The following is a 22,861-nucleotide window of genomic DNA, read 5'->3' as shown; positions in this document are numbered from 1 at the left end:
CATGAATGCCGAACAGACCCTCAAGCTCGCCCGCCGCTTCATCGAACTGCCGCCGGAGAAACGGCGCCTGTTCCTCGACGGGCTGCAGGCCGAGGGCATCGATTTTTCCCTGTTGCCGATCCCGGCCGGCGTCACCTATGACGAGCGCGACGGGCTGTCCTATGCCCAGCAGCGGATGTGGTTTCTCTGGCAACTCGATCCGCGTGGCGCCGCCTACAACCTGCCCATGGCCGTGCGCCTGAACGGCGAGCTGGACGAGACCGACCTGCAGGCCGCCTTCGATGGCCTGGTGGCCCGCCACGAGACCCTGCGCAGCCTGTTCGGCGAGCAGGATGGCCAGGTCCGGCAGCGTATCGTCGAGCCGTTCGCGGTAGCCATCGCCCGCCATGACCTGAGCGCCATGCCCGCGGCGGCGCGAGAGCAGCAGGTGCGCCAGCGGGCCGATGCCGAGGCCCTGGCGCCGTTCGACCTGGCCCAGGGCCCGCTGCTGCGCGTGCAGTTGCTGAAACTGGGCGAGCAGGAACACGTGCTGCTGCTGACCCTGCACCACATCGTCGCCGATGGTTGGTCCTATAACGTCCTGATCGATGAATTCATCCGCCTCTACGATGCCGCCTGCAGTGGCACCGAGGCCGATCTGCAAGCGCTGCCGATCCAGTACCGCGATTACGCCCTGTGGCAGCGCAGCTGGCTGGAGGCCGGCGAGCAGGAACGCCAGCTGGACTACTGGCGCGGCAAGCTCGGTGAGGATCATGCACCGCTGGCGCTGCCCACCGACCATCCACGGCCGCTGTCGCCGAGTTACCGTGGTGCGCGTCACCAGTTCCAGGTCGACCCGGCCCTGGCCGAGCGCCTGCGTGGCCTGGCCCGCGAGCAGGGCGTGACCCTGTTCATGGTCCTGCTGGCCGCCTTCAAGGTGCTGCTGCACCGCTACAGCGGCCAGCAGGCGATCCGTGTCGGCGTGCCGGTGGCCAACCGCAACCGTACCGAGGTCGAAGGGCTGATCGGCTGCTTCATCAATACCCAGGTCCTGCACACCGAGATCGATCCGCTGAGCGACGTGAATCAACTGCTGCAGCGGGTCAAGGACACCGCCCTGGGCGCCCAGGCGCACCAGGAACTGCCGTTCGAGCGGCTGGTGGAAGCGTTGGGGCTGGCGCGCAGCCTGAGCGTCAGCCCACTGTTCCAGGTGCTCTACAACCACCAGTCGCAGGTGGCGGATGCCGCCGCGATAAAGGGGCGATCCGGTCTGAGCCTGGCGGCGCTGGAGCGTGAGACGCGTATCGCGCAGTTCGACTTGTCGCTGGATACCGTCGAGCAGGGTGGCAAGCTGTTCGCCGCCTTCGGCTATGCCACCGAGCTGTTCGAGCGCTGCACCGTGGAGCGCATGGGCGTTCACTACCGCCGCTTGCTGGAGGCCTTGGCCGACGGCTCGACCAGGCGGATCGGCGAACTGGCGATGCTCGGCGACGCGCAGCGGCAGCAGATTCTCCACGACTGGAACGCCACCCGGGCCGACTATCCACTCGAGCGCCACGTCCACCTGTTGATCGAAGCGCAGGTCGAGCGGGCGCCACAAGGCACGGCCTTGGTCTTCGGCGGGCAGTCCCTGAGCTATGCCGAACTCAATGCCCGGGCCAACCGCCTGGCTCATCGCCTGATCGCGCTGGGCGTGCAGCCCGACGGGCTGGTGGGCATCGCGGTGGAGCGTTCCATCGAGATGGTCGTGGGCCTGCTGGCGATTCTCAAGGCCGGCGGCGCCTACGTGCCGCTGGACCCGGACTACCCGGCCGAGCGCCTGGCCTACATGCTCGAAGACAGTGGCGTGAAGCTGCTGCTGAGCCAGTCGCACCTCGACCTGCCGCTGGCCGAGGGCGTGCAGCGCATCGACCTGGATCGGCAAGACGATGGGCTGGAAGGCTACAGCGAAGCCAACCCTGACGTTGCCGTCGAAGGCGAAAACCTTGTTTACGTGATTTATACCTCCGGCTCCACCGGTAAACCCAAGGGCGCCGGCAACCGCCATTCGGCCCTGACCAATCGCCTGTGCTGGATGCAGGAGGCTTATGGCCTGGATGCCAGCGACAGCGTGTTGCAGAAGACCCCGTTCAGCTTCGACGTGTCGGTGTGGGAATTCTTCTGGCCGCTGATGACCGGTGCCCGCCTGGTGGTCGCGGCGCCGGGCGACCACCGCGACCCGGCGAAGCTGGTCGAGCTGATCAACCGCGAGGGCGTGACCACGCTGCACTTCGTGCCCTCGATGCTGCAGGCGTTCCTGCAGGACGACAAGGTATCCACCTGCACCAGCCTGAAACGCGTCGTCTGCAGCGGCGAAGCGCTGCCGGTTGGCGCCCAGCAGCAGGTTTTCGCCAGGCTGCCGCAGGCGGGGTTGTACAACCTCTACGGCCCGACCGAGGCCGCCATCGACGTCACCCACTGGACGTGCGTGGAAGAAGGCCGTGACGCGGTGCCGATCGGCAGGCCCATCGCCAACCTGGCTTGCCACGTACTCGACGCCGACCTGCAGCCGGTGCCGGCCGGCGTGCTGGGCGAGCTGTACCTGGCCGGCGCGGGCCTGGCCCGGGGTTACCACCAGCGCCCGGCGCTGACCGCGGAGCGTTTCGTCGCCAGCCCGTTCGGCGACGGCGCACGCCTGTACCGCACCGGCGACCTGGCACGCTACCGTGCCGATGGCGTGATCGAATACGCCGGGCGCATCGACCACCAGGTCAAGCTGCGCGGCCTGCGCATCGAACTGGGCGAGATCGAGGCGCGCCTGCTGGAGCACCAGTGGGTGCGCGAAGCGGCGGTGCTGGCCGTGGAGGGCAAGTCCCTGGTGGGCTACCTGGTGCTGGCCGACCACCCGGCCGACTGGCGTGATGCGCTGGCCGCGCACCTGGCGCAGCACCTGCCGGACTACATGGTGCCGGCGCAGTGGATCGACCTCGCGCAGATGCCGCTGAGCCCCAACGGCAAGCTTGATCGCAAGGCGCTGCCGCGACCCGATGGGACTGCACAGGCCGACTATGCCGCGCCGCAGGGCGAGCTCGAAACGCGCATCGCGGCGATCTGGCAAGGCGTGCTCGGCCGCGAGCGCATCGGTCGCCACGACAACTTCTTCGAACTGGGCGGCGACTCCATCGTCTCCATCCAGGTGGTCAGCCGGGCCCGGCAGGCCGGTATCCAGTTCACCCCCAAGGATCTGTTCCAGCACCAGACAGTGCGCAGCCTGGCTGCGGTGGCCGAGGTTGGTAGGCAACTGCTGATCGACCAGGGTGCGGTAATCGGCGAGGTGCTGCTGACTCCGGTGCAGCACTGGTTCTTCGAGCAGGATATCGCCCGGCCACAGCACTGGAACCAGTCGCTGCTGCTCGAACCCCGCGAAACGCTGGACGCGGCGCAACTGCAAGCTGCGCTGGCGCGATTGATCGAACAGCATGACGCCCTGTGCCTGCGTTACCAGGCCGGCGCGCAGGGTTGGACGCAAGCGCCTGCCGCGCTGCCGTTGCCGGCGCCGCTGTGGCTGCGCCAGGCCGCCAGCGCCGATGAATTGCAGGCCATCTGCGACGAGGCGCAGCGCAGCCTGGAACTGAGCCAGGGGCCGCTGCTGCGGGTGGTACTGGTGGCGATGCCCGACGCTTCGCAGCGCCTGCTGCTGGCCGTCCACCACCTGGTGGTGGACGGCGTGTCCTGGCGCATCCTGCTGGAAGACCTGCAGAGTCTGCTGACGCAGGCTAGGGCCGGTGAGGACTTCACCTTGCCTGCCAAGACCAGCTCCTATCAGACCTGGGCCGCACGCCTGCAGGGCCATGCCGGCAGCGAGGCGCTGGACGCCGAGCTGGACTACTGGCGCCAGCTGGGCGATGCGCCGACGGATCTGCCCTGCGACAACCCTGAAGGCGGCCTGCGCAATGCGCAGGAGCGCAAGGTCAGGCTGAAGCTCGATAGCGAATCGACCCGCCAGCTGTTGCAGGACGCACCAGGGGCCTACCGCACCCAAGTCGGCGATCTGCTGCTGACCGCGCTGGCCCGTGTCGTCACCCGCTGGGCCGGCGCCGAGTCGGCGCTGATCCAGCTGGAAGGGCATGGCCGCGAAGAGCTGTTCGAGGGTATCGACCTGACCCGCAGCGTGGGCTGGTTCACCAGCATGTTCCCGCTCAAACTGACACCTCAGGCCGATCTGGCCGGCTCGATCAAGGCGATCAAGGAGCAGTTGCGCGCGGTGCCCGGCAAGGGCCTGGGCTTCGGTGTGCTGCGTTACCTGGGCGCTGCCCGGGTGCGCGCCGAGCTGGCAGCCCTGCCGCAACCGCGCATCACCTTCAACTACCTGGGCCAGTTCGATGGCCAGTTCGACCAGCAGGCACTGTTCGTCCCAGCGAGCGAATCCCCAGGCCTGGCCCAGGACGAGCAGGCGCCACTGGCCAACTGGCTGAGTATCGAGGGCCAGGTGTATGGCGGCGAACTGTCGCTGCAATGGAGCTTCAGCCACGAGATGTTCGCCGAGGCGAGCATCCAGTGCCTGGTCGATGACTATGCGCAGGAACTGAAGACGCTGATCGCCCATTGCGTGCAAGGCGAATCTGGCGGCGCCACGCCCTCGGACTTCCCTCTGGTCAGCCTGACCCAGGAGCGTCTGGACACATTGCCCATCCCGATGGTGCAAATCGAGGACATTTACCCGTTGTCGTCGATGCAGCAAGGCCTGCTGATGCATACCCTGCTGGAGCCGCATTCCGGCATCTACTTCATGCAGGATCGTTACTGCATCGACAGCGACATCGACCTGCCTCGTTTCCGCAGTGCCTGGCAGGAAGTGATCCAGCGTCACGACGCCTTGCGCGCTTCGTTCGATCTCGACCAGCACGGCGACATGCTGCAGATCATTCACCGCCATGCGCCGCTGCGTCTCGACTACCTGGATTGGAGTGCGCACCCGCGCGACCAGCACGAGGCGGATCTGCAACGCCTGCTGGAGCAGGAGCGCCAGCAGGGCTTCGATCTGCTGGCGCGACCGCCTTTCAGCCTGCGCCTGATCCGTCGTGCTCCGCAGCAATACTGGTTCATCCTCAGCAACCATCACATCCTGATCGATGCCTGGTGCCGCTCGCTGCTGCTCCAGGACTTCTTCGCCCTGTACCAGGGCAAGCCGACCACGCCGCCCGCGGCACGCTACCGCGACTTCATCGCCTGGCTGCAGGAGCAGGGCGAGGAGGCGGCGATCCAGGCCTGGCGCGAGGAGCTGCAAGGCGTCGAACGGCCGACCTGGCTGCCCTACGACCGACCGCCGCAGCGCCAGGGCGGACAGTCGCAGATCGGCGATCGCTACCTGCAATTGCCGCGTAGCGAAGGTCGTGCGCTGCGCGAGCTGGCCCAGCGCTACCAACTGACGGTCAATACCTTTACCCAGGCTGCCTGGGCGCTGGTCATGCAGCGTTACAGCGGTGACAGCGACGTGCTGTTCGGTGTCACCGTGGCCGGGCGCCCGGTCAGCCGCCCGGAAATGCAGGATACCGTCGGCCTGTTCATCAACAGCATCCCGCTGCGCGTGCGGATGCCAACAGCCGGCAGTGTCAGGCAATGGCTGCAGGCGCTGTTGGAGCACAACCTGGCGTTGCGCGAGCACGAACACCTGCCGTTGCTGAAGATCCAGGCCTGCAGCGCCATCGGTGGCAACCAGCAATTGTTCGACAGCCTGTTCGTGTTCGAGAACGCACCGCTGGAAAGCGCCGTGGTCAGTGGTGCCGAAGCGCTCAGCGCCATCGCCGACAGTGCCCGAACCCATACCAACTACCCGCTGACGGTGGTGATCTATCCGGGGGACGAGCTGGGTCTGCACCTGTCCTATGATCAGCGCTTCTTCGACGAGGCGACCGTTGACCGCCTGCTGCGCGATATGAACGTTGCCCTGGATGCCCTGGTCAGTGGCTTCCATGGCGAGTTCACGGCCTTGCAACTGATGTCCGAGGACGACCGCCAGCAATTGCTCGAGGCCTGCAACCGCACCGCGCGCAGCTATCCGCTGGAGCAGGGCTATGTGCGTCTGTTCGAAGCCAGCGTGGCGCGCCACGCCGAGCGCACTGCAGCATCCTGCCTGGGACAGAGCTGGAGCTACGCCGAGCTCAACCGCCTGGCCAATCGCGCCGGCCATGCGCTGATCGCCGCTGGCGCGCAGGTTGACCAGCCTGTCGCGCTGCTGGCCGAACGCGACTTGCCGCTGCTGGGCATGATCGTCGGCAGTTTCAAGGCGGGAGCCGGTTACCTGCCGCTGGATCCGCACCTGCCGGATGAGCGCCTGCTGCGCCTGCTGGAACTGAGCCGTGCACCCGTCCTGTTCTGTAGCCGAGACTGTGTCGAGCGGGCGCGCCAACTGGTCGATTCGCTTGCAGCCGCCGACGCACCACGCCTGCTGGTGTGGGAGGACGTCCAGGCCGGCGATGGCCCGCAACATGAGCCTCGGGTCTATGTGGGGGCCAGTCACCTGGCCTATGCGATCTATACCTCCGGTTCCACCGGCACGCCGAAAGGGGTGCTGGTGGAACAGGGCGGCATGCTCAACAACCAGTTGAGCAAGGTGCCTTACCTGGCACTGGACGAGCATGACGTCATCGCTCAGACCGCTTCGCAGAGCTTCGATATCTCGGTCTGGCAGTTCCTTACCGCGGCGCTTTGCGGGGCTCGGGTGGATATCGTGCCGCAGGCCATCGTTCAGGAGCCGGCGGCCCTGCTGGCCCATGTCCATGAGGCGGGCATCAGCGTACTGGAAAGCGTGCCATCGCTGATTCAGGGGCTGCTGGACGAGCCGCAGGCCGCCCTCGGCAGCTTGCGCTGGCTGCTGCCCACCGGTGAGGCGATGCCGCCGGAGCTGGCCCGGCGCTGGTTGCAGCGTTATCCGCAAATCGGCCTGGTCAATGCCTATGGCCCGGCCGAATGCTCGGACGACGTGGCGCTTTACCGCGTGGCGATGGACGCCACCCATGGCGCCTGCCTGCCGATTGGCAGCCCGACCGACAACAACCGTCTGTACCTGCTCGATGGCGACCTGCTGCCCGTACCTGTCGGTGCGGTGGGCGAGTTGTGGGTGGCGGGCACCGGGGTCGGCCGTGGCTACCTGGGTGACCCGGCACGTACCGCCGTGGCCTACCTGCCGGATCCTTTCGCGGCCGATGCGGGCGGGCGGCTGTATCGCACCGGCGATCTCGGTCGGCGATGCAACGACGGCCTACTGGAATATGTCGGTCGGATCGACCAGCAAGTGAAGATCCGGGGTTTCCGCATCGAATTGGGTGAGATCGAGTCTCGCCTGCGTAGCTTCGATGGGGTACGCGACGCTGCCGTCCTGGCGCAGGACGGCCCGACGGGCAAGGCATTGGTGGCCTACCTGGTGGCGGCTGATACGACGAGCCAGGCGACACTGTGCGAGCGCTGCCGCACCGGGCTCAAGAGCTGTCTTCCGGGATACATGCAGCCAGCGGCTTGGCTACTGCTGGAGCGCTTGCCGCTGAACGCCAACGGCAAGCTGGAGCGCAAGGCTCTGCCGCGCGTCGAACTCGGCGAGCGCTCGAGCGGCTTCGTCGCTCCCCAGGACGACGTGGAGGCGCAATTGGCGGCGATCTGGCAGGAGGTGCTGAAGGTCGAGCGGGTTGGCCGCGAGGACGACTTCTTCGAACTCGGTGGCCATTCCCTGCTGGCCACCCAGGTGGTTTCTCGGGTACGCCGACAGTTCGGCATAGAACTGCCCCTGGCCAGCCTGTTCGAGGCCGGCGAACTGGCCGCGTTCGCCGAGCGCGTGCGCTTTGCCGAGGGCATGGCACAGCCGCCGTTGTGCGCGCAGGCCGACGAGGCAGCCCCGATCCTGTCGTACGCGCAACAGCGCCAGTGGATTCTCTGGCAGTTGGAGCCGAACGGCTGCGCGTACAACATTCCCGCCGTATTGCGCCTGCGCGGGACACTGGACCGCGCTGCACTGCTGTACAGTTTCGAAGCTCTCCAGGATCGGCATGACACACTACGCACCACCTTCGCCCAGGACGGTACCCAAGCCCGGCCGGTATTGCATGCCAGCCTGCCACTGCAGTTCAGCGAGTTGAGTGTCGAGGTGGGTGACCAGGCGCGAATAGACGCACTGGTGGAGGAGGAGATACGCCAGCCTTTCGACTTGCGTAATGGCCCACTGCTAAGGGTACTGCTGCTGCGTCTGGCGGCTGACGAACACGTCATGGTGCTCACGGTGCACCATATCGCCGCCGATGGCTGGTCGATGCAGGTGATGGTCGAGGACTTCTTCCAGCTCTATCAGGCCCGGGTGCAGGGCGTCACGGCTGAACTGCCGGTACTGCCGGTGCGCTACGCCGATTTTGCCCGCTGGCAGCGCGACTGGCTGGCTGCCGGGGAGGGGGAACGCCAATTGGCCTGGTGGAGGGCCCAGTTGGGCGAGCCACAGCCGCCTCTGCAACTGCCTGGTGAACTGAGCCGGCCGGCACAGCGCAGCGAGAGGGGCGCGCGCCTGGAACTGCAACTCGATGACGACCTGGTGACTGGCCTGCGCCGCTGCGCTCAAGAACAGCAGGTCACCCTGTTCACGTTGCTGCTGGCCAGCTTCCAGGCGCTGCTGCAGCGCTGCAGCGGCCAGCGCGATATCCGTGTCGGCGTTCCCAGCGCTGGCCGCTCGCGCCTGGAAACCGAGGGCCTGATCGGTTTCTTCGTTAACACCCTGGTACTGCGTGCCGAGGTAGAGGACCAACAGCCGTTCAGCGAGCTGCTGCAACGGGTCAGGCAGACCGTGTTGGGTGCCCAGGCGCATCAGGAGCTGCCGTTCGAACAACTGGTGGAGGTTCTGCAGCCGCAGCGTAGCCTGACTCACAGCCCGCTGTTCCAGGTGCTTTACAACCACCAGCAACACCTGGGGCAGAGCGTCGAGCGCGAACTGCCGGGGCTCGTCGTGCAACGTCTGGACTGGCGCCAGCACAGTGCTCAGTTCGACCTGGCGCTGGACACCGAGGAGCAGGGCGAACGCTTGCACGCCAGCCTGACCTACGCCACCGATTTGTACGACGCCGCCAGTGTCGAACGCCTCGGCCGCTATTGGCTGCGCCTGCTGGAGTCGGTGGTCGCCGATCCCGGGCAGCGCGTCGGCGAACTGGCACTGCTGCGTGACGGGGAACGCCAGGCGCTGCTGCGGCAGTGGAACCCGGCGTTCCGCGCGCACTCGGGGGAGCCCGGTCTGGCACAATTGTTCGAAGCCCAGGCGGCCCTGCGCCCCGATGCGACAGCGTTGACCTGCACCGGCCAGCAACTGAGCTATGCCCAGCTCAATATCGAAGCCAACCGCTTGGCACATGAGCTGCGCAGGCTGGGTGTCGGCCCCGAAGTGAGGGTGGGCATCGCCTGCGAGCGAAGCGTCACGTTGGTGGTGGGGTTGCTGGCAATCCTAAAGGCCGGCGGTGCCTATGTGCCGTTGGACCCGGAATACCCGGCCGATCGCTTGGCTTACATGATCGAGGACAGTGGCATCGACCTGCTGCTGACCCAGAGCCATCTGCAGCCTGGTCTGCCGCTTCCCGACGGATTGCGGGTGATCTGTCTGGACCTTTTGGCGCTGGGAGGGCACCGTGAGGATAATCCGCCGCCGCTTACCAGCGCGGCCAACCTCGCCTACGTCATCTACACCTCCGGTTCCACCGGCCGGCCCAAGGGCGCGTTACTCACCCTGGGCAACGTTACCCGTCTGCTCGGTGCGACGGCAGCGGATTTCCATTTCGGCGCCGAGGATGTGTGGACGCTGTTCCACTCCTACGCTTTCGATTTCTCGGTGTGGGAACTGTTCGGCGCGCTGTGCACGGGCGGCCGCCTGGTGATCGTGCCGTACTATGTCAGCCGCTCGCCGGAAGCCTTCCATCGCCTGCTCGGCGACGAACGCGTCAGCGTGCTCAACCAGACGCCCACGGCCTTCCGCCAGTTGCTGCCGCTGGCCTGCGCCAGCGAACGCGAGTTGCATCTGCGCCTGGTGATCTTCGGTGGCGAGGCACTGGAGCTGGCCAGCCTGCGGCCATGGTTCGCCCGCTTCGGCGAGCAGCGCACTCGCCTGGTGAACATGTACGGCATCACCGAGACCACGGTGCATGTGAGCTACCGGCCAATCGCTTTCGCCGACCTCGAAGCCGGAACGCACAGCCCGATCGGTCGGCCCATCGAAGACCTGCGCTGGTACCTGCTGGACAGTCAACTGCAGCCCATACCGCCAGGCTGTCAGGGCGAGCTGTACGTGGCCGGCGCGGGCCTGGCGCGCGGCTACCACGGGCGCCCGGGGTTGAGCGCCGAACGTTTCGTAGCCAACCCGTTCGCCCCCGGCGAGCGCCTGTACCGTTCCGGCGACCTGGCGCGGCAGCGTGCCGACGGGGGCTTCGACTATCTTGGGCGGCTCGACCAGCAGGTGAAGATTCGGGGCTTCCGCATCGAGCTGGGCGAGATCGAGGCATGCCTGCAGGGCCAGCCGGGCGTACTCCAGGCGTTGCTGATGGTGCGCCAGGATGCCACCGGTCCACAGCTCTGCGCCTACGTGGTGGCCGAGACGAGCCCGGAAGATCCTCAGGCCTGGCGTGCGACGCTGCGTGACGCATTGAAACGCGAGTTGCCCGACTACATGGTGCCTGCGCATCTGCTGCTGCTCGACGAACTGCCGCTGACCCGCAACGGCAAGCTCGACCGTCAGGCCTTGCCGGAACCACAGGGTAATGGTCAGCAGCGTGCGCACGTCGCCCCCCAGGGCGAGTTGGAGAATCGTCTCGCGGAACTCTGGGGCGAACTGTTAGGCGTCGAACGGGTGGGCCGCACGGACAACTTCTTCGACCTGGGTGGTCATTCCCTGCTTGCCGCCCAGGCCAGCGCCCGGGTGCAACTTGAACTGGGCCTCGAACTGCCGCTACGAGCACTGTTCGAAGCCGCCGACCTGCAGGCCTATGCGGCCCTGGCCGGGCAGCACGCCTCGGCTAACAACGATGAGCGTCTGCAAGCGCTCGAGTCGCTTCTCGACGAGATGGAGACCCTCTGATGGAAAACAATACCGCCTGGCGTATCGCCAACCGCTTCGCCGGTCTGGCCGCTGAGCAGCGCCGCGAGTTTCTCCAACGTATGCGTGAGCAGGGCGTCAGCTTCGGCCAATTGCCGATTCCGCCGAATGTCACTGCAGGTGAAGTACAGGCGCTTTCTTATGCTCAGCAGCGTCAGTGGTTCCTCTGGCAGCTCGATCCGCAGGGTTCGGCCTATAACATCCCCACCGCCCTGCGCCTGCGTGGCCGGCTGAACGTGGCAGCCCTGCAATACAGCCTCGACGCCGTGGTAGCGCGCCATGACAGCCTGCGAACCTGTTTCGTCGAGGTCGACGGCCAGGTTCGCCAGCAGGTGCGGGACACTGTCGAGGTATCGCTGGCTCGCCATGATCTGCGTTGCTATCCGCAGGGGACGCGTTTGGACGCAGCCTTGGGGCTGGTCGACGAAGACATCCGCCGGCCCTTCGATCTGGCCGGTGGACCGCTGTTGCGGGTCGGCTTGTTGCAGCTGGATGAAGACGACCACGTGCTGGTACTGACCCTGCACCACATCGTCGCCGATGGCTGGTCCATGGGTGTTCTGGTGGAAGAGTTTTCTCTGCTCTACACGAGCCACTGCCAGGGCCGCGAGCTGCAATTGCCGGCTCTGCCGATTCAGTATGTCGATTACGCGTTGTGGCAACGGCGCTGGATGGAGGCCGGCGAACTACAGCGTCAGTTGCAGTGGTGGATGGCGCAGCTCGGTGAGCAGCAGCCCCTGCTGGAGCTTCCCTGCGATCGACCGCGGGCGCCGCAACCGAGCCAGCGCGGTGCACGTTTCGACTTCGTCCTGGCGGCGGATATCGCCAATGGGCTGAAGGCCCTGGCGCGGCAGCAGGGAGTAACCCTGTTCGTGCTGCTGCTAGCCAGTTTCCAGGCCTTGCTGCACCGCTACACTGGTCAGCGCGACCTGCGTATCGGGGTGCCGGTAGGCAATCGCAACCGTGCGGAAACTCGCGGCCTGATCGGGTTCTTCGTCAATACCCTGGTACTGCGCGCCGAACTGGACGGACGTCTGCCGTTCGAGCGCCTGCTGCAGGATACCGCAGATGCCGTACTGAGCGCCCAGGAACATCAGGAACTGCCGTTCGAGCGCCTGGTTCAGGCCCTGGGAGGGGAGCGCAGCCTGAGCCACAACCCGTTGTTTCAGGTGATGTACAACCACCAGCAGGCCCTGCCCGGAGATCTTGAGAACGTGTTGCCGGGATTGCAGGTGCAACGCCTGGAATGGAGTGGGCGAACCACCCAGTTCGACCTGCAGCTGGACACCCAGGAGGATGGCGAGCGGCTGCTGGCCAGCCTGACCTACGCCAGCGACCTGTTCGACGCGCCACGCATCGAACGGCTGGCACGGCACTGGTGCAATCTGCTGGCCGGTCTGCTGGCCGATCCCCGAGCCAGCCTGGCCGAGCTGCCGCTACTCGACCGTGACGAGCATCAGGCCCTCGTGCAGGGGCTAAACGCCACTGCCGTCGATTATCCGGGGCCGCCTTGCGTGCAGCAGCATATCGAGGCGCGGGCCGCGGAGAACGGCGCGGCTACCGCCCTGGTATTCGGCTCCCGCTGCATGACCTATGCAGCGCTCAACCAGCGTGTCAACCGCCTGGCCCATCACCTGCGCAAGCGCGGCGTCGGCGCGGAGAGCCTGGTGGGTATCGCCTGCGAGCGTTCCCTGGAAATGGTCGTCGGCCTGTTGGCGATCCTCAAGGCCGGTGGCGCTTACGTGCCGCTGGACCCGGACTATCCCGAAGAACGGCTGGCCTACATGATCGAGGACAGTGGCATCGAACTGCTGCTGACCCAGCCCCATCTGCAGGCTGCCCTGCCGCTCGCGCCGGGCGTGCAGTCGCTGTGTCTGAGCGATGCGCAAGACTGGCTGGCCGAGGAATCCGACGCGAATCCGCAATGCAGCGTCGCTGGGGAGAACCTGGCCTACGTGATCTACACCTCCGGTTCCACCGGGCGGCCCAAGGGAGCCGGCAACCTTCACCTGGCGCTGTACAACCGCTTGGCGTGGATGCAGGAGGCCTATGCGCTGGGGGCCGACGACAGGGTACTGCAGAAGACCCCGTTCAGCTTCGACGTGTCGGTCTGGGAATTCTTCTGGCCGCTGATGCAGGGCGCTACGCTGGTACTCGCCGCTCCTGGCGAGCACCGCGATCCGCAGCGGCTTGCCGCGCTGATCGTCGAGCAGGGCGTGACCACCGTGCATTTCGTGCCCTCGATGCTGCAGGCCTTCATCGCCGCGCAGGAAGCGGCCGACTGCCACTCACTGACCCGCATCCTGTGCAGTGGCGAGGCGCTACCGGTCGAACTGCAGCGCCAGACCTTGGGGCGGTTACCCCGAGCCGCCCTGTACAACCTGTACGGACCTACCGAGGCAGCCATTGACGTGACCCACTGGCGTTGCCTGGAAGAAGGACGCGACGCAGTTCCCATCGGTCGACCCATCGCCAACCTGCGCTGCCATGTCCTCGATGCTGAGCTGCAGCCGCTGCCGAACGGCGCGGTCGGCGAACTCTATCTCGGTGGTGCTGGGCTGGCGCGTGGTTATCACCGGCGTCCGGCGCTGACGGCAGAGCGTTTTGTTATCGACCCCTTCGCCAGCGGCCAGCGCCTGTACCGTACCGGAGATCTGGCACGCTACCGCAGCGATGGTGTCATCGAATACTGCGGGCGCATCGACCACCAAGTGAAGATTCGTGGATTGCGTATCGAACTGGGCGAGATCGAGGCACGGCTGCAGGAGCACGTGGATGTCCAGGAAGCGGTCGTGCTGGCCGTGGATGGTCATGGCGGCAAGCAACTGGTGGCCTACCTGGTGCCGGCTTGTGCCGAGCGGCTGCGCGACGACCGGCAGGCATCCTGGCACGAGGCTCTGAAGGCATACCTGCTGGCCGGTCTGCCGGACTACATGGTGCCGACGCAGTATGTCCTGCTCGAGCGCATGCCGCTGAGCGCCAATGGCAAGCTGGAGCGCAAGGCCCTGCCGGCGCCCCAGGCGATCTCCAGCCGGCGCGAGTTCGAGGCGCCGAGCGGGGAGCGGGAAATCCTCCTGGCGCGGATCTGGCAGGCGGTTCTGGGCGTCGAGCAGGTAGGGCGCCAGGACAATTTCTTCGAACTGGGTGGTGACTCGATCATCTCCATCCAAGTGGTGAGCCAAGCCCGCCAAGCCGGCCTGCGGCTGACCCCGCGCGACCTCTTCCAGCAGCAGAATCTGCAGGCCCTGGCAGCGGTAGCACGCGAGCAGTCGGGCGTTGCCTGCGAGCAGGGCCTTGTACAGGGCGAGCAATTGCTGACACCGACTCAATGCGCGTTCTTCGCCCAAGACATACCCCAACGCCAGCACTGGAACCAAGCATTATTGCTGCAGCCGCGTTCCCTCCTCGAACCCGACCGCCTGCGAACCGCGATGCAACGGCTGCTGCAGCAGCACGATGCGCTGCGTCTGCGCTTTTTCCAGGACAAGGGCGACTGGAGGGCGGATTACCGTCAGTTGGGGGATCCTGTCGTCGACGAGCTATTGTGGACTGCTGCAACTGATGGCAACGAGGCCTTGCAGGCGCTGTGCGACGAGGCCCAGCGCAGCCTGTCGTTGCACGACGGCTGCTTGCTGCGAGCGGTGCTGATCAGTCATGAGGACGGCAGCCAGCGCCTGTTGCTGGTGATTCACCACCTGGTGGTGGACGGCGTATCCTGGCGGGTGTTGCTGGAGGACTTGCAGGCAGCCTATGCCGGTCGCTCCCTGGCGGAGAAAAGCACCTCGCTGCAGGCCTGGGCGGCGCGCCTGCAAGCCCATGTCGGCAGTGGCCGGCTGGATGCCGAACTGGCCTGGTGGCAGCGGCGGTTGCAGGGCGCCGACGCCACGCTACCGGCGGCCCGCCCCAACGCAAGCCAGGCCCTGCGCCATCGCCACTGCGTCAGCGTCGGCCTGGACCGCGAGCAGACGCGGCGGCTGCTGCAACAGGCGCCGGCTGCCTACCGCACCCGGGTCGACGACCTGCTGCTGACGGCGTTGGCCCGTGCCCTGTGCGCCTGGAGCGGGCAGGCGTCGGCACTTGTGCAGCTCGAAGGGCATGGCCGCGAGGACCTGTTCGACGATATCGACCTGAGCCGCACGGTGGGCTGGTTCACCAGCCTGTATCCGGTGCTACTGAGACCATCGGACGGACTGGCGGATTCGATCAAGGCGATCAAGCAGCAATTGCGCGAGGTACCTGGCAAGGGCATGGGCTTCGGTCTGTTGCGCCACCTGGGCGACGAGCGGGCTCGCGAGGCCCTGGCCGCATTGCCGCCAGCACGGGTGACCTTCAACTACCTGGGCCAGTTCGACCAGAGCTTCGCTCCCGAGGCGCTGTTCGTTCCGGCCCGTGAGGCCTGCGGCGCGACCCAGGATGATGAGTCGCCGTTGATCAATTGGCTGGCGGTGGACGGCCAGGTCTACGCCGGCGAATTGAAGCTGGAGTGGAGTTTCAGCCGTGACTGTTTCGACAGCGCTGCCATCGAGGCGCTGGCCGAATCCTTCCGCGAAGAGCTGCTGGGGTTGATCGCGCACTGTCTGCAAGAGGAGGCGGGCGGTGTGACGCCGGCGGACTTCCCCCTGGCCGGACTCGATCAGGCGCAACTGGACGCGCTGCCGATCGCGCCGTCGCGCATCGAGGATATCTACCCGCTGTCGCCAATGCAGGCCGGCCTGCTGTTCCATAGCCTGTACGAGCCTAGGGCCGGTGCCTACGTCAATCAACTGCGCGTGGAGGTGCGTGGTCTGGATGCCGAGCGCCTGGAACGGGCGTGGCAGGCGACCCTGGATGCTCACGCGATCCTGCGTAGCGGTTTCCATTGGCCGCAGGGCGCTGACGCGCCGTTGCAGCTTGTGGAACGCGGCCTGAAACTGCCGCTGCAGTGCTTCGATTGGCGCGATCGGGCCGACCTCCAGCAAGCCCTGGAACGCCTGGCCGGCGCCGAGCGCGAAGCGTTCGACCCGGCGCGGCCACCGTTGTTGCGCCTGGCCCTGGTGCGCCTCGACGGGGAGCGCCAGCAACTGATCTACACCCATCACCACCTGCTGCTCGACGGCTGGAGCAACTCCCTGCTGCTGGGCGAGGTGTTGCAACGCTACGCCGGTGAACCGATCGCCATGCCTGGCGGGCGTTTCGTCGATTACATCGGCTGGCTGCAGGCGCGCGACGCCGAGGCCGAAGAAGGCTTCTGGCGTGCCCAACTGGCCGCGCTCGACAGTCCCACCCTGCTGGCGCAGTACGTGCGTCATGGTGCCCAGGAGGAAGTCGAGCAAGGGGGGTACGGCGATCACCGGCAGCTTTTCGACGCCGGGCGCAGCCAGGCTCTGCAGTCGTTCGCCAGGCGCCACAGGATCACGCTCAACACCTTGGTGCAGGGCGCCTGGTTGCTGCTGCTGCAACGTTACAGTGGGCAGCGCAGCATTGCCTGCGGGGCCACGGTGTCCGGGCGCCCGGCCGACCTGTCGGGCTCGGAAGGTCTGCTCGGCCTGTTCATCAATACCCTGCCCGTGATCGCCAGCCCCGACCCTGCCCAACCTGTGGTGCAGTGGCTGGAGCAGTTGCAGGCACACAATCTGTTGCTGCGCGAGCATGAAAGCACCCCCTTGGGCGATATTCAGCGCTGGGCTGGGCGCAACGGCGAGCCGCTGTTCGACAGCCTGCTGGTGTTCGAGAACTTCCCGATAGCCGCTGCCCTGCAACAGGGGGCGCCAGCCGGTCTGAGCTTCTCGACGCCGGACAATCACGAACGCACCAACTACCCGCTAACCCTGGCGGTGGTGCACGACGACCGCCTGAGCCTGACCTGGAGCTACCTGCGCAGCCATTTCAGCGCCTCGGCCATCGCCCGTATCAGCGAGCATCTGGCGACCCTGCTGGACGCCATGTTGGCCGCGCCGGAGCGTGCCCTGGGCGAACTGGACATGCTCGTCGGTGATGAGCGTGAGCGTTTGCGACAATGGAGCGGACAATGGGTGGCGATACCCTCGGAGCCCTGCGTGCACCAGTTGATAGCGGCCCGGGCCGCCGAACAGCCCGAGGCCACGGCGCTGATCTTCGGCGAGCTGGCGTTTAGCTACGCCGAGCTGAACCGCCGCGCCAACCGCCTGGCCCATCGCCTGCGTGAGCTGGGCGTCGGCCCGGAGGCGCGGGTCGGCCTGGCGGTGGAGCGTTCGGCGGAGATGATCGTCGCCCTGTTGGCCATCCTCAAGGCCGGTGGTGCCTACGTGCCGCTGGATCCTGCGTATCCGGCCGAGCGCTTGCGCTACCTGATGGAGGACAGCGGCATCGCCCTGTTGCTCACTCACTCTTGGCTACGCGACAGCCTGCCTGTGGTGGGTGGGGTGACGTTACTGGAACTGGACGGCGAGAACCTGACGGCCTTGCCGGAGCATGACCCGCAGAACCTGAACCATCCGGGAAACCTCGCTTATCTGATCTACACCTCCGGCTCCACCGGCCAGCCCAAGGGCGTCAGTGTCGCCCATGGCCCGCTGGCGATGCACTGCCTGGCCATCGGCGAGCTGTACGGTATGACCCCGCAGGACCGTGAGCTGCAATTCGCCTCAATCAGCTTCGACGGTGCCCATGAGCGCTGGCTGACCCCGCTGGTGTTCGGTGCCGCCCTGATGCCGCGCGATAACGAACTGTGGAGCGTCGAGCGAACCTGCGCTGAAATCCGCCGGCACGGCATCACCATCGCCTGCTTCACACCGAGCTATCTGCTGCAGATGGCCGAGCACCTCGGCGAAACCGGGCGCTCGCTGCCTATCCGCTCCTACACCGTGGGTGGCGAGGGCATGCCCCGGCACGCCTTCGAGTCCGTTCAGCGGATACTGCGACCGCCGCGGATCATCAACGGCTACGGCCCCACCGAGACGGTGATCACGCCGCTGATTTGGCGTGCCTACCCGGATACCCGCATCGACTCTGCTTTTCTGCCCATAGGCCGGCCGGTCGGCCGACGCAGCGCCCATGTCCTCGATGCCAGCCTGCTGCCATTGCCGATGGGCGTGGCCGGCGAACTGTACCTGGGCGGCGAGGGCGTCGCCCGTGGCTATCACCAGCGCCCGGCACTGACGGCCGAGCGTTTCGTGCCGGATCCGTTCATGCCTGGTGCGCGACTGTACCGCTCGGGCGACCTGGCGCGTCTGCGTGACGATGGCGTGGTGGAATACCTGGGGCGGATCGACCAGCAGGTGAAGATTCGCGGCTTCCGCATCGAACTGGGCGAGATCGAAGCCTGCCTGCTGCGCCACGAGGGCGTGCGCGAGGCCTGGGTAGTCGACCGCGAAGGCCCGGCAGGCCGACAACTGGTCGGTTACGTGGTGCCGCGCGAGGCGCTGGCCGACGAAGCGCAGTTGTGTGACGCGCTGAGTGGGTATCTGCGCGTCAACCTGCCGGCGCACATGCTGCCGGCGCATATGATGTGCCTGGCCGCGTTGCCGCTGACACCCAACGGCAAGCTCGACCGCCAGGCGCTGCCGGCGCCGCAGGCCGGCCAGCGGGAAGGTGAGCGACTGGCTCCGGCCACGCCGGCGGAAGCCCTGCTCGTGGACATCTGGAAGGCGCTGCTGGGGCTCGAGGAACTGGGCGTCGGCGAAAATTTCTTCGAACTGGGCGGCGACTCGATCATCTCCCTGCAGGCGGTGAGCCGTGCCTGCCAGCGCGGCTTGGTCTTCACGCCCAGGCAACTGTTCGAGCAGCAGACCATCCGCGCCCTGGCGGCCGTGGCCAGCTGGCAGGCCGAGGCTCCGGCACTCGCGCCGCGGGCCGAGGCCTTCTCCCTGGCGCCTGGGCAGGCAGCGCGAGCGGGACTGGACGATCTCTACCCGCTGTCGCCGATGCAGCAGGGCATGCTGTTTCACTGTGTCGAGTCGCCGGAATTGAACCTCTATGTCAACCAGCTCAGCGTGGCGGTGGATGGCCTGGACCCAGCGCGTTTCCGCAGCGCCTGGCAGACGCTGATGGAGCGCCACGACGTGTTGCGCACGGCTTTTCTCTGGCAGGACGGCCTGGCCGATCCGTTGCAGGCGGTACGGACTGGTGCCGAACTGCCGATCCGGGAACTGGACTGGCGCGATCGCGAGGATCTGGACGGGGCGCTGCAATGCCTGGCAGAGGACGACCAGGCCCACGGCTTCGACCTTGGCCGGGCGCCGCTCATGCGTTTCACCCTGGTACGCCTGGGCGACAGTCGCTGGCAGATGGTCTGGACCTATCATCACCTGCTGCTGGACGGCTGGAGTGCTTCGCGCCTGCTGGGGGAGATGCTGCGCCTGTACGCCGGGCAAAGCCTGCCGCAGGTGCAGGGCCGTTACGCCGATTACATCGCCTGGCTGCAGTGCCAGGATGGCGCCGCCGCCGAGCGCTTTTGGCGCGAGCGCCTGGCCGTGTTGGAATCGCCGACCATCCTGGCCAATGCCAGCGGTGCCGGCGGCGATGGCCACGGCGTGCGCTACAGCTATCTGGATGCGGAGGCCTGCCGCACCCTGCAGGCGTTCGCCACGTCCCAGCGGGTTACCCTCAATACCTTGATCCAGGCCGCCTGGCTGTTGTTGCTGCAACGCCACAGCGGGCAGCGCAGTGTGGCCTTCGGCGCCACGGTGGCGGGGCGTCCAGCCGGGCTGGCCGGCAGCCAGGAGATGCTTGGCCTGTTCATCAATACGCTGCCGGTGATCCAGACCCTGGAGCCGCAACGGCCGCTGGGCGACTGGCTGCGCGCCTTGCAGGACTACAACCTGGCGATCCGCGACTACGAGCACACGCCGCTGGCGGACATCCAGCGCTGGGCCGGGCAGAGCGGCCAGGGGCTGTTCGACAGCATCATCGTATTCGAGAACCATCCGCTGGACAGCGCGCTGCGCGGTGAACAGGACGGTGAACTGCGCTTCGCCGAAGTGGGAAGCGGCGGCGTCACCAACTTCCCCATGGACTTGATGGTCAGTGTCAGCGAGCAAGGCCTGGAGATCGAGTATCTGTACTTGCGTGAGCACTTCGGCGACGTCGAGGTGGAGCGCATCCGTGCCCAGCTGGAAGGCCTGCTGGCCGAGTTGCCCGGGAATGCTGCACGCACCATCGGTACGTTGGGGCTGCCCGGTGCGCGTGTCACTCTGCCCAGCGCAGGACAGCAGGAAAACGAACTTCTGTGCACCTTCGACCGCCATGTTCGGGAACGGCCACAGGCGCTGGCCGTGCTCTGTGACGAGCGCCAGTTGAGCTATGGCGAGTTGGATCGCCAAGCGAACCGTTTGGCCGGGCGGCTGCGTGAGCGTGGCATCGGCCCGGAATGCCTGGTGGCGGTCGCCTTGCCGCGTTCGGAGCAGGTGCTGGTGGCGTTTCTCGCCGTGCTCAAGGCCGGTGCGGCGTACCTGCCGCTGGACCTGGACTACCCGGCGCAGCGCCTGGCCTATATGCTCGACGATTCCCGGGCCAGCCTGCTGCTCTGTGACGGGGAGCTGGAGCGACGTGCTGTCCTGGACGCTGGTATACCTCGCCTGCTTATAGACCAGGTACAGGCGTCGGAACATCCCGATTTTCCTGTACAGGCCCATTTACCGGGGCACCTGGCTTATCTGATCTACACCTCTGGTTCCACCGGCCAGCCCAAGGGGGTGGCCGTGGCACGGGGAGCGATCACCCGGCACTGTCACGCCATCATCGAGCGCTACGGGCTGGACGCGACGAGCCGCGAGCTGCACTTCATGTCCTTCGCCTTCGACGGCGCCCAGGAGCGCTGGCTCAGCGTTTTGCTGGCCGGTGGCAGCCTGGTGCTGCGCGATGACGTGCTGTGGACGCCGGAGCAGACCCTGGCCGCGCTACACCACTACCAGGTGACCGTGGCCTGCTTTCCACCGGCCTACTTGCAGCAGTTGGCCGAAGTGGCCGAGAGTCAGGGCGAAGCGCCACCCGTACAGACCTACTGTTTTGGCGGCGATGCGGTGCCGCAGGCCAGCTTCGAGCGGGTCAGGCGTGCGCTGCGGCCGCACTGCTTGGTCAATGGCTATGGTCCCACCGAAGCGGTAGTGACGCCGCTGCTGTGGAGGGCCGAGGCTCGCGATGTTTGCGCGGCGGCCTATGCACCAATCGGCTATGGCGTGGCCGGGCGAGGCCTGTATGTCCTGGATGCTGATCTCAACCCGTTGCCGCCAGGTGTTGCAGGCGAACTGTACCTTGGCGGGGAGTGCCTGGCGCGGGGTTACCACCGGCGCCCTGGGCTCAGCGCCGAGCGTTTCATCGCCGATCCTTTCGAGGCGGCCGGGGGGCGCATGTACCGTACAGGCGATCTGGTGCGCCAGCGCGAGGATGGCCTGATCGATTACCTCGGCCGTCTCGACCAACAGGTGAAGATTCGCGGTTTCCGCATCGAGCTGGGCGAGATCGAGGCGTGCCTGCGTGCCTGCGTTGGCGTTCGCGATGCCGCGGTAGTCGTGCGTGAAGCTGCCGGCGGCAAGCAACTGATCGGCTATGTGGTCGGAGGGCGGGAGAGTGCGCTCAGGACAGCGCTGCAGGATCGCCTGCCCGACTATATGGTGCCGGCGCAGATCGTTGAGCTGGAACGCCTGCCTCTGTCCGCCAACGGCAAGCTGGATCGCAGTGCGCTGCCCGAGCCGCAATGGCGCGCCGAAGGTTATCGGGCTCCGCGCAATGCACTGGAGCAGGCACTGGCTGTCATCTGGCAGGAGGTGCTGGGAATACCTCGGGTGGGTATCGACGACAACTTCTTCGAACTGGGCGGCGACTCGCTGCAGGTGTTGAAGGTCATCTCTCGGGTGCGCGGCCAGTCGCAACTGGGTTTCGAACTGAAGCTGCGGGATCTGATGCAGAAGCCCAGCATCGCTGAACTGTGTGCCGAGCGGCCTGCGGCGTCCGCGCCGGATCCGCTGTTGGCGCTCAATGCCCCTATCACCGGTGTGCCGCCGCTGTTCTGTCTGCATGCCGGTTTCGGCACGGTGTTCGACTACGAACCGCTGGCCCGCCGTTTGGAGGGGAAGCGCACGGTCTACGGTGTGCAATGCCGTATGTTGCTCGACCCTGACTGGCGCGATGAAGCGCTGACGACCATGGCCGAGGATTATGCCCGGCGCATTCGCCAACAGCAGCCCCAGGGGCCATACCACTTGCTGGGCTGGTCCCTGGGCGGTGCCCTGGCCCTTCTGGTAGCGAAGGCCCTGGAGGCACAGGGGCAATCCGTGGCGTTCACCGGACTGGTGGACAGCTATGTGGCGGGCGTCGCCCGGGCTGGTGACTGGCGTGAGGATCTGCGCGACTTCCTGGTGTTCGTTCTCGGCCTGTCCGTGGAGTGTGCCCATTCGCTGAGCGTCGATTTGGCCGTGGGCCTTGACGAAGCCGAAGCCGCTCGACAGGCGATTGCGGCGGCCATGGCCATGCCACGTGGGGATCAGGTCGATCTGGCATTGCCGGCAGCTGTCGAGCTGGGCCAGATTTTCGCCGTGGGCGTTCGTCTCAAGCGCTTGGCGTTTGCCCAGCAGCGCCTGCCGACAACCCAGGTGGCCAGCCATTGCTGGTGGGTGGCGGGCCGCGAAGACGAGCGACTGCAGTTCGACGCGCAGGTCATCCGGCGCAGCCGGGATCGGCTGCTGAGCGCTGGGCACTATGAAGTGTTGCGCAGCGCCGAGCTGCTGGACGAGCTGGAGGCGCTGCTGCGGCCCAGCCTGGAAACCGCATGACCCATTGACCCATCACCCGGTCGGGCGCGTTTGCGCCCGGCCTTGCGAACACTCCTGGCAAGGACAGACC

Annotated in this window: 2 protein-coding genes; both read left to right on the top strand. The window is 66.5% G+C overall.

The genetic code is table 11. The features are described 5' to 3' along the window. Nucleotide 1 precedes the first annotated feature (1 nt). On the top strand, nucleotides 2–11,047 hold the full coding sequence (locus BLR94_RS16115) for a non-ribosomal peptide synthetase (protein ID WP_084307220.1): 11,046 nt from the start codon (nucleotides 2–4) through the stop codon (nucleotides 11,045–11,047). Further along, entirely contained in the window at nucleotides 11,047–22,791 is an 11,745-nt protein-coding gene (locus BLR94_RS16110; RefSeq protein ID WP_084307221.1) for a non-ribosomal peptide synthetase, read from the top strand. Before BLR94_RS16115 ends, BLR94_RS16110 begins: the two co-directional genes overlap by 1 nt. Nucleotides 22,792–22,861: the final 70 nt, after the last annotated feature.

Origin of the sequence: Phytopseudomonas flavescens, from assembly GCF_900100535.1 — a bacterium.
Lineage (GTDB): Bacteria > Pseudomonadota > Gammaproteobacteria > Pseudomonadales > Pseudomonadaceae > Aquipseudomonas > Aquipseudomonas flavescens.
The sequence above is the reverse complement of the archived record's forward strand: the minus strand, read 5'-3'. Positions and strand labels throughout refer to the sequence as shown.

What these genes read in the sequence shown, in the direction of transcription:
- BLR94_RS16110 (WP_084307221.1), top strand. Translation starts at nt 11,047, where the DNA reads ATGGAAAACAATACCGCCTGGCGTATCGCCAACCGCTTCGCCGGTCTG.
- BLR94_RS16115 (WP_084307220.1), top strand. Translation starts at nt 2, where the DNA reads ATGAATGCCGAACAGACCCTCAAGCTCGCCCGCCGCTTCATCGAACTG.